Below are 15,918 nucleotides of genomic sequence, written 5' to 3' on the forward strand. Positions count from 1 at the left end.
TTTTGGCACGCTGTTGAGTTCTCAAGGAACGGACGCTTCCTTTGTACTCACCCTCTCGGGCTTTCCTCCGGGCGCTTCCCTTCGGTATTTCGTGTCCCGACTCTATCAGACTCTTTCGTGTCCGATTTCCTCGGTGCCTTTCAGGTTCTCCCTCTCGGGTTTCCCTTTCCGGCGGTTCCGACTCTATCAGATCCTTTCGGGCCCGATTCCCGGTCTCCCGGAGCCAAGTCGGCTTGTCTTCCCGGCTGTTGGGCCGTTCCGACTCCCGAACTCTAGCGGATTCTTCCGGTGACTCGTAATCGGGTCGGCCCGGCCCGATTCGAAATGAATTCGGCATGCCGAAAACAATCCCGGTCGGGAGATCGTGCTGAGTTGGGTGGCCGCAGAATCTGCGGCGGATGGGTCGCGCAGAACCGTATCGGCTCCGCACAACTCGAAGAACCTTACGGACCGGGCCGGGCCGTGTCAACCCCGGCCCTGGCTGCTGTCCACTGATTTTTTCGCGGGGGGCGACGGTGTGCCGCGACCCGGCCGTGGGCGGCGCCCGTCAGTCCAGGTCGGTGAGGCGGCCGCCGGCGTCAGGCTGGGCGTGCTCCACCCTGCGGAGCAGGCGGATCAGCATCTCGCCGAGGACACCGCGCTCCTGCGGGGAGAGGTCCTGGAGCAGGTCCTCCTCGAAGTCGCTGGCCATGCGCATGGCCTCGAGCCACTTCGAACGGCCCTCGTCGGTGAGCTCGACGATCACGCGCACCCGGTTGTTCTCGTCCCGGTCGCGGGTCACCAGTCCCTCGCCGGCCATCCGGTCGATGCGGTGCGTCATGGCGGCCGGGGTCAGGCCGAGGCGCTTGGCGAGTTCGCCGGGGCCGAGCCGGTAGGGCTCGCCCGCGAGGAGAAGGGTCTTGAGGACCTCCCACTCGGCGTTGCTGATGCCGAGGGCGGCGACCTGGCGGCCGTACGCCACGTTCATCCGCCGGTTGAGCCGGCCCAGGGCCGAGACGACCTTCTCCACCTGGGGGTCGAGGTCGCGGTACTCCCGCTGGTACGCGGCGATCTGCTCGTCGAGGGTCGGCTCCTGGGGTCCGTCGGGCTCGTCGGGCTCGGTGGTCTCAGCCATGTCGCGAGTATGGCACGGGGGCCGTTGGCGTCTAAGTCCTTGAGTGTGTATTGTTAAGGATCTAATTTTAGCGTTGAAGTCTTCAGACCTGAGGCCTTCGGGTTCGAGCCCTTCGGCTCCCCGGGCGCGGGCTCTTCGAACTTCCAGACCTTCAAGGTGGTGAGTGTGACCAAGGCGATGGGTGCAGCGATGCGCCGGATCCAGGCGGGGAACGCGCTGAGCGCGTTCGGACTCGGGTTCACCGTTCCGTACCTCTATGTCTATGTGGCCCAGGTGCGGGATCTGGGTGCGACCACGGCCGGCGTCGTGCTCGCCGTCTTCGCCATGGCCGCACTCGTGGTGCTGCCCTTCACCGGTCGGGTCATCGACCGGCGCGGGCCCCTGCCGGTCCTCGTCGGCGCCGCGCTGCTGGCGGCCGTCGGCGCGCTGAGCATGGGCTTCGCCTCCAGCGTGCCCGCGGCCGTGGCCTCGGCGGCGCTGCTCGGCGCGGGTACCGCGGTCATGCAGCCGGCGCTCGCGACGATGATCGTCTGGTGCTCCGGTCCCGCGACCCGTACCCGTGCCTTCGCCATGCAGTTCTTCCTGCAGAACCTCGGGCTCGGCATCGGCGGGCTCATCGGCGGCCAGATCGTCGACGAGAGCCACCCCTCCAGCTTCACCCTGCTCTTCTCCATCGAAGCGGCGATGTTCCTGGTGCTCGCCGCCGTCGCCGGCTCCGCGCGGATGCCGCGTTCGGTGACGGTGTCGGACGCGCGTCCCAAGGGTGAGCAGAGCGCCGGCGGCGGGATCCGGGCGATCCTCGGACACCGGGCGATGGTGCAGCTGTGCGTGCTCGGCTTCGTGCTGTTCTTCGCCTGCTACGGCCAGTTCGAGTCCGGCCTCGCCGCGTACGGCACGGAGGCGGCCGGGATCCAGCCGTCGACGCTCGGGATCGCACTCGCCGCCAACACGGCCGTCATCGTGGTCGCGCAGTTCCTGGTGCTGAAGTTCGTCGAGCGCAGGCGCCGCAGCCGGGTCATCGCGTCCGTCGGTCTGATCTGGGCCGTCGCGTGGATCGCGGCCGGTTACGCCGGGCTCGGCCACGGCAGCCAGGCGATGGCGACCGCCGCCTTCGTATCGACGTACGCGCTGTTCGGGCTCGGTGAGGCGATGCTGTCGCCGACCGTGGCGCCGCTGGTCGCCGACCTGGCGCCCGAGTCGATGGTGGGGCAGTACAACTCGGCGTTCGCGCTGGTCAAGCAGCTCGCGCTGGCCGTCGGGCCGGCGGTCGGCGGGCCGATGGGGGCCGCGCTGCACGGCCCGTACATCGTGACGTTCGTGCTGTTCTCGCTCGGCATCACCGTGCTCGCGCTGCGGCTCGGCAAGAGGCTCGGCCTCGCGCAGGACCATCCGGCGCTCGCGGCGAAGTCCCGCGTGGTCGCGGTGCACCTGCCGGAGCAGGCGACCGCGAGCGCCTAGGCGGGCAGCGCGAACTCGCACCACACCGCTTTGCCGCCGCCCGGTGTGCGGCGCGAACCCCAGGACGAGGCGATCGTCGCGACGATCGAGATGCCTCGTCCTGCTTCGTCTCCCGGGTCGGCGCGGCGGCGGCGCGGCAGGTGGTCGTCGCCGTCCGTCACCTCGATGATCAGGCGGCGGTCGGTGCGGCGGAGCCTCAGGCGCATCGGCGGGGTGCCGTGCTGGAGGGAGTTGGCCACCAGCTCGCTCGCCGCGAGGACGCCCAGATCGCGCAGCTCCACCGGGAAGCGCCACGAGGCGAGGACCCCCGAGGCGAACGCCCGGGCGCGCGGCGCCGCCTCGATGCCGCCCAGCAGATCGAGCGCCGCGTTGTGGAAGAGCTCGGCCGCCGGGCCGGTGCGCGCGGGATGCTGGCAGACCAGGACCGCGACGTCGTCGTCGTGCTCGGCCGTGACGCCGAGGGCGCGCAGCAGCCGGTCGCACACCACCTGCGGGGTGCCGACCGCGCCGGACAGCGCGCGCTCCAGGGCGGCCACGCCCTCGTCGATGTCCTCGCGCCGGCGTTCGACCAGGCCGTCCGTATAGAGGACGGCCGTGGCGCCGGGCGGCAGGGCGATCGTGCCGGAGGTGTGCAGCCAGCCGCCGGTGCCGAGCGGCGGGCCCGTCGGGTCCTCGGCGCGGTGGACGGTGCCGTCCTCGTGGCGTACGAGGACGGGCAGGTGGCCCGCCGACGCGTACACCAGACGGCCCTCGTTGGGGTCGTGCACCGCGTAGACGCAGGTGGCGATCTGGCTGGCGTCGATCTCGGCGGCCAGCCCGTCCAGGAGCTGGAGCACCTCGTGCGGCGGGAGGTCCAGGCGCGCGTACGCCCGCACCGCGGTGCGCAGTTGGCCCATGACGGCGGCGGCGCGCACGCCCCGGCCCATCACGTCGCCGATGACGAGCGCGGTGCGGCCGGCGCCGAGGGTGATCACGTCGTACCAGTCGCCGCCGACCGCCGCGTCCGTGCCGCCGGGCTGGTAGGTGGCGGCCACCCGCAGGTCGTCGGGCTGTTCCAGTTCCTGCGGGAGCAGCGAGCGCTGGAGGGTGACGGCCGTTTCGCGGTGGCGGCGCTCGCTGGCGCGCAGCCGCTCGGCGGCCTCGGCGTGGTCGGTGACGTCGGCGGCGAAGACGAGGACGCCGCCCTCGTCATGGCCGGGGACGGCGACCGGGGTGCAGGTCACCGTGTACGACCCGGCGCCCTGGATCCGGCGGGACTTGACCGTACGGGGCGTGCCGCTGCGCAGCACCTGGTCCATCAGCGGGAGCAGGCCGAGCTCGTCCAGCTCGGGCAGGGCCTTGGCGGCCGGGGCGCCGAGCGGGCGCGGGCCGAAGGCCGCCGCGTACGCGTCGTTGACGTACGCGACGCGGTGCTCGGGGCCGTGCAGGAGCGCGACCAGGGCGGGGAGCCGGCCCAGGACCTCGCGCACGGAGAGGTCGTCCAGGGCCGGAAGCCCGGTCGCCTCGTCCGGCCGGGGCTGCGGCCCGGACGCGCCGCGGGCCGCGGGCACGGAGCCCCGGTCGGCGCGGTCGGTCCGTGCGGCGGCGCGGCGTTGCGTGCCGGGGAGCCGGGCGCTCCAACGCGTGAAGTTCACGGTGTTCCAAGCCTCGTGTGTTGCCGCGGGTGCGGTGCTGCCGGTGCGGGGGTGCTGGGTCGCTGGGTCGCTGAATCGATGGGAGCGGTGGGATCGGCGGGGGTGCCGGATCGTGGGTCGCCGGATCACTCTGTGCAGGTGTGAGCCCACCTATGGTCACACGTCCAGTGTGACCGAGCGCACTGACAACCGTCAGTCGTCGTGCGGTGCGCGGCCCTTGGCCGGCGGGCCGCCGCCCGCGGCGATCTCGAACTCGGCCCGCGGGTGCTCCAGGGAGCCGAGCGAGACGATCTCCCGCTTGAAGAGCCCGGCGAGCGTCCACTCGGCGAGCACCCGGGCCTTGCGGTTGAAGGTGGGGACGCGGCTCAGGTGGTAGGCGCGGTGCATGAACCAGGCCGGGTAGCCCTTGAGTTTGCGGCCGTAGACGTGGGCGACGCCCTTGTGCAGGCCGAGCGAGGCGACGGAGCCGGCGTACTTGTGCCGGTACTCGGTGAGGTCACCGCCGCGGACGGCCGCCGCGACGTTCTCGGCCAGCACCCGGGCCTGGCGGACGGCGTGCTGTGCGTTGGGCGCGCACTCCTTGCCCTTCTCCGTCGCGTTCAGGTCGGGCACCGCTGCCGCGTCGCCGGCCGCCCACGCGTGCTCGGTGCCGGCGACGCGCAGCTGGGCGGTGCACTCGATGCGACCGCGCTCGTTCAGGGGCAGGTCGGTGGCGGCGAGGAGCGGGGCGGGCTTGACGCCCGCGGTCCACACGACGGTGCGGGTGGGGAAGCGGGCGCCGTCGCTGAGGACGGCGACACGGTTCTCGCAGCTGTCGAGCCGGGTCTCCAGGCGTACGTCGATGTTGCGGGCGCGCAGCTCGCGGATCGCGTACTGGCCCATGGCCTCGCCGACCTCCGGCAGGATGCGGTCGCTGGCCTCGACGAGGATCCACTTCATGTCCTCGGGGCGGATGTTGTGGTAGTACCGCGCGGTGTAGCGGGCCATGTCCTCCAGCTCGGCGAGCGCCTCCACGCCCGCGTAGCCGCCGCCGACGAAGACGAAGGTGAGGGCGGCGTCGCGGACGGCCGGGTCGCGCGTCGAGGAGGCGATGTCCATCTGCTCGATGACGTGGTTGCGCAGCCCGATGGCCTCTTCGACGGTCTTGAAGCCGATGGCGTAGTCGGCGAGGCCGGGGACCGGCAGAGTGCGGGAGACCGAACCGGGTGCGATGACGAGCTCGTCGTAGCCGATGCCGATGGCGCCGGTGCCGTCCTCGGGGGACGCCAGGGTGGTGACGGTGGCGGTGCGCCGGGCGTGGTCGATGCGCTCGGCCTCGCCGATGACGATCCGGCACTTGTCCAGGACCCGGCGCAGCGGCACCACGACATGGCGGGGCGAGATGTTTCCGGCCGCCGCCTCGGGCAGGAACGGCTGGTACGTCATATAGGGGTCCGCGGCCACCACGGTGATCTCCACCGCGCCGCCGCGCAGCTCGGCGGCGAGCCGCCGTTGCAGACGCAGCGCCGTGTACATCCCGACGTATCCGCCGCCCACCACGAGAATGCGCACAGGTTCTGTCACCTCCCCATGACGCAACGGGCCTCGGGCTTTGTCCACAGGCCCGACAAATTGTGTGACTGGAGGCCGCTCCTGGGGCGGTCGGCTCGATCTCCGCGCCGTGCGGGCAGATATGCAGGTCAGCGGCCAAGTGACACGTGATGGGCCGGGTCCGATTCGGTCAGGTTTCGGTCCTTGGTCCGATCGGGGGGCACGCCGAGCGGAAGAACCTCTTCTGAATTGAGTCCGGCTCAACTATGTTCGTATCCCGTCGGGTGTGGGTCAGGGACCGCCCCGGCTGTCAGGGGCGGGGAGTCTCCGGGGGGAGACGTCATTACCGGGGGACACACATGCACATTCAGGATTCTCATTGGCAGACCGCCGTCGTCGCCGCGTCCGAGGGGAACGGACGGGTGGGGACGGCCCCGGGCGGGGGCGGATCGCGCCCCGCACCGCTGCGGGTGGATGCCCAGCGCAACCTGGAGCACGTCCTGCGCGCGGCGCGCGAGGTCTTCGGTGAACTCGGGTACGGGGCGCCGATGGAGGACGTGGCACGCCGGGCCCGGGTCGGGGTGGGCACCGTCTACCGGCGCTTCCCCAGCAAGGACGTGCTGGTGCGCCGGATAGCCGAGGAGGAGACCTCGCGCCTCACCGACCAGGCACGCACGGCCCTCGGTCAGGAGGACGAGCCGTGGTCGGCGCTCTCCCGCTTCCTGCGCACCTCGGTGGCGTCGGGGGCGGGCCGGCTCCTGCCGCCGCAGGTGCTGCGGGTCGGGGTGGACGGTGAGGAGTCCGGCGCGTCCGCGGACGGCGTACGGGGGGAAGGGGCGCGGCCCGAGGCCGTGCGGCCCGGGGTGGACGAGGCGCGGGTGCCGCAGCAGCGGCATGTCGGCCAGGCCGATGCGGGTGCGGGCTGGGGCCGGGTGGTCGAGCAGCGGACGGCGCCCGAGCAGGAACTGGACGACGCGGGCGCGGCCGAACTGCTCGCTGTGGTGGGCCAGTTGGTGGAGCGGGCGCGGGCCGCCGGTGAGCTGCGCGGCGATGTGACCGTCGCCGATGTGCTCCTGGTGATAGCCACCGCGGCGCCTTCGCTGCCGGATGCCACCCAGCAGGCGGCGGCCTCGGCGCGGCTGCTCGACATCCTCCTGGAGGGGCTCCGCTCGCGGCCGGCGTGACGGGGCGCGGGCATCGCCGGGCCGTCAACTCACTTACGCACCGCGACGATTGAGGGGGCCGGTCCGCAAGCGCCGAGAGAGGCAGCCTTCCCCGAAAGAGTGACGGCTAGTGCTCGGGTGCGGTAAGTCTCCCCGGATGAGTGGTTGCCGGGTCTGAGGCTCGGCTCCGCTTGCGCTCTGTGGCACGCTTGCCCGGTGGTCGGGTCTGAGCGTGCTTACGGGAGCTTCCGCTATGGGCGTTGAAGAGCGGGACGAGTCGCTCCCCGGCGGCGGCGGTCCGGAACCGGGCGGCCCCGAGGGCGGCCCTCCACCGCGTCAGGTGCCCAGCCAGGGCGGCCCCGGCAAGGCCGTGCCGAACGGGCCGGTCCCCCTTCCCGGGCAGGCCGTCGGCGGTTCCGGTCACCCGGGCGGCGCGGACGCGGGCGGGCGCGACTTCGGCGGGGCCGAGTTCGGCGGGACGGTGCTGCCCGGGCCCTGGGGGCCCATGGACGGCATCGGCGACCCGGGCACCAGCGTGCCGACGCAGCGCGAGGGCGGGCTGCGCGACGGCATGGCCCTGGAGATCCCCGGGACCGGCAAGTCGGACGCCGACCTCATCCACGCCATGCGCAGCGGTGACGACAGCGCGTACGAGGAGCTGTTCCGGCGCCACTCGGAGGCCGTGCGCCGCTACGCCCGCACCTGCTGCCGCGACGCCCACACCGCCGACGACCTGACGGCGGAGGTCTTCGCGCGCACGCTCCAGGCGGTACGCGGCGGGGCCGGGCCCGAACAGGCCGTGCGGGCCTACCTGATGACGACGGTCCGCCGGGTCGCCGCGTCCTGGACCCGGACGGCCAAGCGGGAGCACCTGGTCGACGACTTCGCGGTCTTCGCCCAGCAGTCCGCGCGGTCGGCCGAGGTGGCCGACGACGACACCATCGACCTGGGCGCCGACGTGCGGGCCATGCACGAGGCCGAACAGACGCTGGCCATGCAGGCGTTCCGCTCGCTGCCCGAGCGCTGGCAGGCGGTGCTGTGGCACACCACCGTCGAGGAGGAGTCGCCGAGCGACATCGCGCCGCTGTTCGGGCTCACCGCCAACGCGACCGCCGTGCTCGCGAGCCGCGCCCGCGAAGGCCTCAAGCAGGCCTACCTCCAGGCCCACGTCTCCACCGCGCTGACCTCCGGCGGGGACTGCGCGCGCTACGCCGACCGGCTCGGCGCGTACGCGCGGGGCGGGCTGCGGATGCGGGCCGAGCGCGGGCTCAGCAAGCACCTGGAGGAGTGCGCGAAGTGCCGGGTCGCGGTCGTCGAGCTCAAGGACGTCAACGCCGGGATCCCGGCGCTGCTCCCGGTCGCGGTCATCGGCTGGTTCGCCGCCGGGTTCTCGCTCAAGGCGGCCGGAGTGGTCGCCGGGGGCGCCGCCGGTGCCGCGGGGGCCGGTGCGGCAGCCGCGGCGACGGGTGGTTCGTCCGGCGGGGCGGCGGGGGGCGCCGCCGCCGAGGGGCTCGGCGCGCCGGCCAAGGCGGGGATCGCCGCGGCGGTGGCCGTCGCGGTGGCGGCGGGTGTCGTGTTCGCGCTGACCGGCAACGACTCCGCGCCGCCGGCGCCGGACGCGAAGCCGCCCGCGGTGGCTCCGCCCGTCGTGCCGAGCAAGCCGCCGCCCCCCGCGCCCGAGCCGCCGGCGGCACCGGCGCCCCGGCCCCCCGCGCCGTCGCCCGCGCCGAAGGCTCCGGCCGCCCGGCCCAAGCCGCCCGCGCCTCCCCGGCCGACCCCGCCCCCACCTGCCCCGCCCGCCCCGCCGAAGCCGGCCCCGCCCAGGCCTACGCCTCCGCCTCCCCCGCCGCCGCCCGCGCCGACGGTGTACCAGGTGAACCGACTGGACTACGGCCTCCTCGGCGACGGCACCAAGCCCGAGGTGCGGCTCGGCGGGTCCAGCTGGATCTGGCAGCGCTCGGGCATGTCCGTCGGCGACCACCGGTACGCGCACGGGGTGACCGTGCACGGGCGCTCCTCGGTGACGATCGACCTCAACCGGCAGTGCCGTACGTACGACGCGTACGCCGGGGTGGACGATCTGATGGAGGGGCTCGGGGCGGTGCGGTTCTCCGTGTACGGGGACGGGGTGCGGCTCTGGAGTTCGCCCGTGCTGCGGGGTGGGGACGGGGCGGTGCCGGTCCATGCGGACATCTCTGGGCGGCGCACGATCCGGCTCGTCGTCGAGCCCGCCGGGGCGTTCGGTGCGGCGGCCCTCGCGGACTGGGCCCAATCCGCCATCAGCTGCCGCTGACAGCCCCTTCGGCCCCCAACCCCCTTGGGGCGCGGGGGCATCCCTTCGGCCCCGAGCAGCTCCCAACCCCTTAGGGGCGCGGGGGCATCCCTTCGGCCCCGAGCAGCCTCCAGCTCCTTAGCCGCGCGGGGGCCATCTCCTCGCACCCGGGCAGCCCCCAACCCCCTAGGGGCGCGGGGAACTGCGCGCCCAGCCACGCACGGCCCGCAGCCGACTGCGTAGACCAGCCCCCCAGGGGCGCGGGGAACTGCGCGAACGGGCCCCGCGGTCCGCAGACGAGGTGGCCGGCACCGGAGTGGCGCGCTTCCGCGTGTGCGTGGATCGGTGCGGGCCGCGGTGGGCTGGGCGCGCAGTTCCCCGCGCCCCTGCAGGTGAACCAGCACCCAACATCCCCAGCTCGCCCCTGCAAGGGCACGCTTCCGCACCTGCGTGGATCCGTGCGGGCCGTCGTGGGCTGGGCGCGCAGTTCCCCGCGCCCCTAGTAGGTGACCCAGTGCCGGGACCCCCAGCCGGCGCCCCTAATAGGTGACCCAGCGCCCAATACCCTCAGCTCGCCCCAGCGGTCAGGGGGTCAGGAGGGGGAGGAGGAGGGTGGGGGTCAGGGGGGTGCCTTCGGACAGGGCCTGGGTGTAGGCGGGGGCGGGGAGGGCGGCCCGCGCACGGGACGTGATGGAGCGTTCGATGGCCAGCTCCGGCACCGACCGCGGAACCTGCTCCCGCCACGCCGAAGCCGCAGCCAGCACCCGTAGCGCGTCCGCATGGCGGCCGAGGTCCCCGAGGAACTGCGCCGCCCGCTCGGCGAGATGGGCCAGGACCAGTTCGGTGCACTGGGATCCCGCGGCGGTGCGCAGCGCGTCCGCCATACTGCGCAGTCCCGCCGACGGGCCGGACTCGACGGCCTCGATGCGGGCGCCGAGCGCCGCGAGGAGCGCCGCGAAGTGCGGGGGCGGCGAGACGGACGCGGCGGCGTCGATGGCCTGCGCGTGCAGGTCGCGGGCCAGCTCGGGGTCGCCCCGGTCGAGCGCGATGGTGGCGAGCAGCGAGCGGACGTACGGCATGGCGTCGGCCACCCGGTGCCGCTCGGCGTCCTCGGCGGCCTGCTTCAGGAACTGCTCGGCGGAGTCCAAGTCGCCCTCGCGGTAGGCGAGTTCACCGACCCGCGCGGTGAGGAACGGCGCCTCCTGGTCGGCGCCGACCTCACGGGCCAGTTCGAGCGCCTCCTCGTAGGCGGCCCGGGCCGGCTCGGTCAGGCCGCGCATCATCGCGGCCTCGGCGGCGGCGCCCGCCACCTGCGCGCGCATCCAGCGGTCCCCCACCTCGCGCCCGAGTTCGCGCAGCTCGGCGAGGTCCTCGTCGACGCCCTCGAACCCGCCGGGCATGTCGATGCTCATGTGGGTGCGGAACATCAGGGACACCGCGGTCGCCCACTTGTCGCCGTAGCGACGGCAGTTGGTGACGACCGCGTCGATGGACTCGCGCACCATGGCCGGGGAGTCGGTGAGGAACGTGGTGAACGGCCAGAGCAGACCGGGGAAGCGGGCCGCCTCCGGACCGCCGCTCTCGAAGGCCCGGCGCACCTGGACCAGGCGCTCGTTGGCGGCCGGGTCCTCGAGCGCGTCCGTGGCGTCGGCGAGCAGGAAGAAGCGGAGCAGGTCCAGGTGGAGGCGGGGCCAGTACAGCGGGTCGCCGGGGTCGGCCGGCGGCTCGCCGAGTTCGGCGACGGCCCGGGCCCAGGCGGCCCCCTCGGTCCGGTAGTTGCGCAGCCACCAGAACCAGCCCATGGCGATGACGAGTTCGGTGGCGGTCGCGACGTCGGCGGACGGGGCCATGGTGCGGCGCAGGACCGCGCGGATGTTGTCGAGCTCGGTCTCCAGGCGAGCGATCCAGGGCAGCTGCTCGTGCGAGCGGATGAGGGGTTCGGCCCGCAGGACCAGCGCGCGGTAGTACGCGGTGTGGGCGGCGGCGGCCTCGCGCAGCGCGTCGGGGGTATCGGCGGCCCGCTCGGCGGCGTACTCGTGGATCGTCTCCAGCATGCGGTAGCGCATACCACTGCCGTCGGTCGCGGGGACCGCGATGACCAGGGACTTCTCGACGAGGGCGGCGAGTTCGTCGGCGTCGCCGCACACCGCCTGGGCCGCGGTGAGGTCCCAGCCCCCGGCGAAGACGGAGGCCCGGCGCAGCACCGTGCGCTCGGGCTCGTCCAGCAGGTCCCAGGACCAGTCGACGACGGCCCGCAGCGTCTGCTGGCGCGGCAGTGCGGTGCGGCTGCCGCTGGTGAGGAGGCGGAAGCGGTCGTCCAGGCGGTCGGCGATCTGACGCGGGGTGAGCAACCGCAGGCGGGCGGCGGCTAGTTCGATGGCCAGGGGCAGGCCGTCGAGGCGGCGGCAGATCTCGAAGACGGCCCCGGGGTCGGCGTCCGCGTCGAAGTCGGGGCGTACGGCGCGGGCACGCTCGGCGAACAGGCGGTGGGCCGGCAGGGGCGGCAGCGGCTCGACCGGGCGGACCGCCTCGCCCGGCACGCCGAGCGGCTCGCGGCTGGTGGCCAGGATGCGCAGCCGCGGGCAGCGGGTGAGCAGGGCCTCGGCGAGGTGGGCCGCGGCGTCGATGACGTGCTCGCAGTTGTCGAGGACGAGCAGGGGGGCGGGGCGGCGGGACAGGTCGTCGACGAGGCGGGTGACGGGGTCGTCGTGGCCCGGCTGGGCCTCGCGCGCCAGCAGGGCCGTCTCGCGCAGGCCGAGCGCGGAGACGACGGCGCCGGGAACGGCCTCGGGCTCGTCCAGCGGGGCGAGTTCCACCAGCCAGGCGTCGAGCGGCGCGGCGGTCGCGGCCTGCTCCGCGAGGCGGGTCTTGCCGGTGCCGCCGGGGCCGGTGAGGGTGACCAGCCGCGAGCGGCTCAAGTCGCCCTGGATGGCGGCCAGTTCGGGCTCACGCCCGACGAAGGAGGTGAGGCGGGGGCGGAGGTTGCCGCGGCGGGGGGCGTCGGTCGGCGCCGGCGGTGCGGCGGGCTCGTCCTTCAACAACTCGGCGTGCAGGGCCGCCAGTTCGGGGCCGGGATCGGTGCCGAGCTCGTCGGCCAGGGTGCGGCGGGCCTTCTCGTGGGCGGCGAGCGCGTCGGCCCGGCGGCCCTCGTCGCGCAGGGTGCGGATCAGCTGGGCGTGCAGCGTCTCGTCGTACGGGTGGGAGGCGAGGAGTTCGGTGAGCTCGGGCAGCAGTCCGTTCGTGGCGCCGCGCCGCAGGTCCGCCTCGATGCGGTCGCGACGGGCGGCCAGGCGCTGGGCCTCGGGGCGTACGGCCGCGTCGCGCTCGGGCAGGTCGGCGAGGGCGGGGCCGCGCCACAGGGCGAGCGCGGAGCGCAGGGTGTCGGCGGCGGCCTCGGGGTCGCCCGCGGCGAGCTGGGCCGCGCCGTGGGCCGCGCGGTCCTCGAACACGTACAGGTCGATGGCTTCGCGCGGGGCGGTCAGGCGGTAGCCGGCCGGGCCGGACTCCACGGCCTCCCTGCCGAGGGCCCGGCGCAGTCGTCCGACCAGGGCCTGGAGGGCGGCGGGGGCGTCCTGGGGCGGGTCGGCCGCCCATACGTCGTCGATGAGCGTGGGGACGGTTACGGGGTGGGGGGTGCGCAGGGCCAGGGCGGTCAGCAGGGTTCGGACCCTGGGGCCGCCCAAGGGCAGGGGGGTGCCGTTGTCGTCGTGCGCCTCCGTGGCGCCCAGGATCAGGTACCGCACGGGTCCATTGTGCGGGGCGCGCCGACCCGGGGTGACCTCCCGGAGGGCGCGGGCAGCCGGCGCGGCCAGGCTTCCCCCCTGCCGCTCGCGCAGTTCCCCGCGCCCCCAACCCCGTTTTCCCCCGCGGACCGTGCGTGCCTGGTCGCGCAGTTCCCCGCGCCCCTAACCCCCGTTCGTCCTCGGACCGTGCGTGGCTGGTCGCGCAGTTCCCCGCGCCCCCAACCCCCTCTCACCTGCAGACCGTGCGTGGCTGGTCGCGCAGTTCCCCGCGCCCCTGAGCGGGTCGGACTTGCCGGCGCCGTCAGCCACCGCCCCCCAGGGGCGCGAGGAACTGCGCGAGACGCGAGCACGGCCCGCACACGAACGAAGGGTTAGGGGCGCGGGGAACTGCGCAAACCCCGGGCGCTCCCCAACACCCCAGGGGCGCGAGGAACTGCGCGAGAAGCGACCGCGGTCCGCAGGCGAAGGCGGGGTCAGGGGCGCCGGGGACGAACGCAGCACGGGCGGCCCCCCAGCCCCCTGGGGGCGCGAGGAACTGCGCGAGACGCGGCCACGGTCCGCGGACGAACGAGGGGTCAGGGGCGCGGGGAACTGCGCAAACCCCGGGCGCCCCCCAGCACCCCAGGGGCGCGGGGAACTGCGCGACCAGCCGAGCACGGTCCGCACACGAACCAGGGGCCGGGGCCGGAGGGGAGGGCTCTGGGCGGGCCCGGGTCAGGGGTGGAGGGTGGGGCGGCGAGGGGGGGTTACACCAGCCGCCACCGCGCGCCGCCGCGGAGCCGCGGACCCCGTCCAGCAAGTCCCCCGCCGAGCCAACAACCTCCGCAACCACAGCTCCGTAGAGATCAGATCGGCGAGCCCGTCCAGCGGCAGGGCCTCACCGGCCGCCGCCGCCCGTACCGCCTTGCGTACCGTGCGGGCCTCTATCAGGCCCGCGTCCGCGAGCAGCGGGGCTTCGAAGAGGGAGACCAGTGGGTCCGCCGAGCGGCGCAGGCCCGCGCGGGCCGCCGACGCCGAGGGGGCGTGGGAGGGCGCGCCCCAGCCGGGCGGCAGATCGCGCACCCCGGACGCGGACAGGACCGTCCGCAGGATCGAGGCGCGGGCGCCGGGCTGGACGCGCAGGGATTCGGGCAGCGCCCGGCAGGCCCGTACGACCTGGTTGTCCAGGAACGGGGCGTGCAGGCGCTGGCTGCGCACCTCCGCGGCCTGCTCCAGGATGCGGTGGTCCGCCGCGTACCGGGCGAGCGCGGCCGAGGCGCGGGCCTCGCCGGGCCGCAGCGAGGGGGCCGGGCGGGTGGCCGAGGCCATCAGGCGGACCGAGACCTCGGCCAGCGCCTCGCCGGTCAGCCAGCGCGCCGCGGGCCCGGGCCGGGTCCACGACAGGGCGGCGAGGGAGATGGACAGGGGTCCGGCCGCGTCGTCGAAGCGGAACTCGCGCAGCGCGTCGGCCGCCGACTCGATGCCGGCGCGGTAGGGCGTACGGGCGAGGCGGCGGGCGGCCCGGTAGACGGTGAGCGGGACGAAGAGGGAGTGCGCCGAGGGGCCGCCCGCCTTGGCGAGCGCGGTGGCCGGACGGAGCAGATGGCGTCGCTGACGGTCCATCAACAGATCGGCCAGCCGCGCCGGATGGGCGTCGAGGACCTGGCGCGCACCGCTGCCGGTGAAGTGGTCGGCGCTGCCCGCGAGCAGGCGCCGGCGGTGGCGGGGGGCGTCGATCAGGGACGGCCCCGGCTCGTCGGTGAGGGGGCCCTCCAGGTCCGCGTAGGGCAGGGACTCCTCGTCGCCGGTCACCACCACGTGGTGCAGGCGCGGGTTGGCGGCCATCGCGCCGGCCCGTTCCAGTTCGGCCTGGCGGCCGGCGCCCGGCACGGCGAGGTCGTTGAAGGTGACGGCGAGCAGACGCTCGCCCGCACCGGTGCCGTGGCCCAGTACGGTGCCGGGCACGCCCGGCAGGCCGGCCGCGAGCAGGGCGAGGGTGGCGGAGGCGGGGCCGCCGGAGAGGTCGGCCCCTATGCCGGGTGCCGGGCCGCCGCGGGCCGCGCGCCGCTCGGCGGGGCCCATGCCGGGGACGGGGCCGGGGTCGGGCGGCAGGGTCTCGGGGGCGTGCCGGGGGGCGGTGAGCCGGGCCCGCACCGCGGACACCAGCGCGTCGCGTACGCCCTCCACGGCCGCGGCGGGGGCGAGTTGGGGCGCGGCGACGGCGAGGGAGGCGACCGGTTCGTATCCGGTGATCGCACGCGAGCCCTCCCGCAGGACCAGGGCGTGCCCCGGCGGGATGCGCCGCACGCCCACGTAGGGGGTGGAGTCGCCGAGGGCCTCGGGCACGTCGGGGCAGGCGAGGAGGGCGGCGAGGTGGCCGATGTCGAGCTGGGCCTCGATGAGGTCGGCGAGCGGAAGGGCCGCCGTGCCGTAGGCGGTGCCGCCCGCCCAGGGGGTGTGGAAGACGGGCCGCGCGCCCGCGAGGTCACCAACCACCGTGATCCGTCTGCCCACTTGGGCGACGGCGGTGTAGCTTCCGGGCCAGGCCGAGAGGTGGCGCAGCGCGCCTCCGCGGGCGGCGAACAGACCGACGCGCAGCTCCTCGTCGGTGGCGGCGCAGCAGCCGAGGACCGCGAGGCGGGTGTCGGCGCCGACGCTGACCGTACGGATCTCGTCGGGCCGCCAGTCGCCGACCGCCCACAGCGGATCCGGGTCGCCCCACAGGAGCTGGGCGCCGACGGGGTGCACGGTGCGGCCCTCGTCGGGCTCACCGACGGCGCCGGCCGAGCCGCCCGCGGCAGGAGTGCCCGCGCGGAAGCTTGCGGCGACGCTGCTCCACCCCACCAACCATCGCATCGCGCCTCCACAGGCTGTGGACAACTCGTGGACAACCCCGGACCGGCCCGTACCGGCACCCGACGGGACGCGCCCGACAGGGACACCGCAGGGACGTTCCGTACAGGCCGAAGGAGGCCGGGCACCATGCTGCCACGACAACGCCGCCCCGGAGGGGCTACGGGTAGCG

The 15,918-nt window shown here is 74.7% G+C and carries 8 protein-coding genes; 3 read left to right on the plus strand and 5 right to left on the minus strand.

What is annotated here, in order from left to right:
* Positions 1-547: 547 nt before the first annotated feature.
* Positions 548-1,114, minus strand: a complete 567-nt coding sequence (locus tag ACGF3I_RS33470; protein ID WP_393138778.1) for a MarR family winged helix-turn-helix transcriptional regulator — start codon at positions 1,112-1,114, stop codon at positions 548-550.
* A gap of 177 nt (positions 1,115-1,291) precedes the next feature.
* Between ACGF3I_RS33470 and ACGF3I_RS33475 the strand changes: the two genes are divergently transcribed.
* Positions 1,292-2,572: an MFS transporter gene (locus ACGF3I_RS33475; protein ID WP_393138822.1), complete on the plus strand. Its 1,281-nt coding sequence runs from the start codon at positions 1,292-1,294 to the stop codon at positions 2,570-2,572.
* Here the strand turns inward: ACGF3I_RS33475 and ACGF3I_RS33480 are convergent.
* Both ACGF3I_RS33480 and ACGF3I_RS33485 read right to left on the minus strand, forming a co-directional pair.
* Complete coding sequence (locus ACGF3I_RS33480; RefSeq protein WP_393138780.1) at positions 2,569-4,206, minus strand: SpoIIE family protein phosphatase; 1,638 nt, start codon at positions 4,204-4,206, stop codon at positions 2,569-2,571. The genes ACGF3I_RS33475 and ACGF3I_RS33480 overlap by 4 nt on opposite strands.
* Before the next feature lie 192 nt (positions 4,207-4,398).
* Complete coding sequence (locus tag ACGF3I_RS33485; RefSeq protein ID WP_393138782.1) at positions 4,399-5,757, minus strand: NAD(P)/FAD-dependent oxidoreductase; 1,359 nt, start codon at positions 5,755-5,757, stop codon at positions 4,399-4,401.
* 338 nt (positions 5,758-6,095) lie between these two features.
* On the opposite strand from ACGF3I_RS33485, the gene ACGF3I_RS33490 reads away from it, so the two are divergent.
* Together ACGF3I_RS33490 and ACGF3I_RS33495 are read left to right on the plus strand one after the other, a co-directional pair.
* Positions 6,096-6,920 (plus strand): TetR/AcrR family transcriptional regulator, encoded by an 825-nt coding sequence (locus ACGF3I_RS33490; protein ID WP_393138784.1) that lies wholly within the window; start codon positions 6,096-6,098, stop codon positions 6,918-6,920.
* A gap of 232 nt (positions 6,921-7,152) precedes the next feature.
* Complete coding sequence (locus ACGF3I_RS33495) at positions 7,153-9,192, plus strand: sigma-70 family RNA polymerase sigma factor (RefSeq protein WP_393138786.1); 2,040 nt, start codon at positions 7,153-7,155, stop codon at positions 9,190-9,192.
* A gap of 563 nt (positions 9,193-9,755) precedes the next feature.
* Here ACGF3I_RS33495 and ACGF3I_RS33500 read toward each other — a convergent pair.
* Together ACGF3I_RS33500 and ACGF3I_RS33505 are read right to left on the minus strand one after the other, a co-directional pair.
* A complete protein-coding gene (locus tag ACGF3I_RS33500) occupies positions 9,756-12,914 on the minus strand; it encodes a BTAD domain-containing putative transcriptional regulator (RefSeq protein ID WP_393138788.1) in 3,159 nt (1,052 codons plus the stop codon).
* A 714-nt stretch (positions 12,915-13,628) separates the two neighbouring features.
* On the minus strand, positions 13,629-15,749 hold the full coding sequence (locus ACGF3I_RS33505; protein ID WP_393138790.1) for an asparagine synthase-related protein: 2,121 nt from the start codon (positions 15,747-15,749) through the stop codon (positions 13,629-13,631).
* Positions 15,750-15,918 lie beyond the last annotated feature (169 nt).

Source organism: Streptomyces sp. NPDC048111, assembly GCF_043202815.1.
Lineage (GTDB): Bacteria > Actinomycetota > Actinomycetes > Streptomycetales > Streptomycetaceae > Streptomyces.

Bases quoted from the DNA above. Each gene is read 5' to 3' on its own strand.
- ACGF3I_RS33470 (WP_393138778.1), bottom strand. From the start codon at position 1,114: ATGGCTGAGACCACCGAGCCCGACGAGCCCGACGGACCCCAGGAGCCG.
- ACGF3I_RS33475 (WP_393138822.1), top strand. From the start codon at position 1,292: ATGGGTGCAGCGATGCGCCGGATCCAGGCGGGGAACGCGCTGAGCGCG.
- ACGF3I_RS33490 (WP_393138784.1), top strand. From the start codon at position 6,096: ATGCACATTCAGGATTCTCATTGGCAGACCGCCGTCGTCGCCGCGTCC.
- ACGF3I_RS33495 (WP_393138786.1), top strand. From the start codon at position 7,153: ATGGGCGTTGAAGAGCGGGACGAGTCGCTCCCCGGCGGCGGCGGTCCG.
- ACGF3I_RS33505 (WP_393138790.1), bottom strand. From the start codon at position 15,749: ATGCGATGGTTGGTGGGGTGGAGCAGCGTCGCCGCAAGCTTCCGCGCG.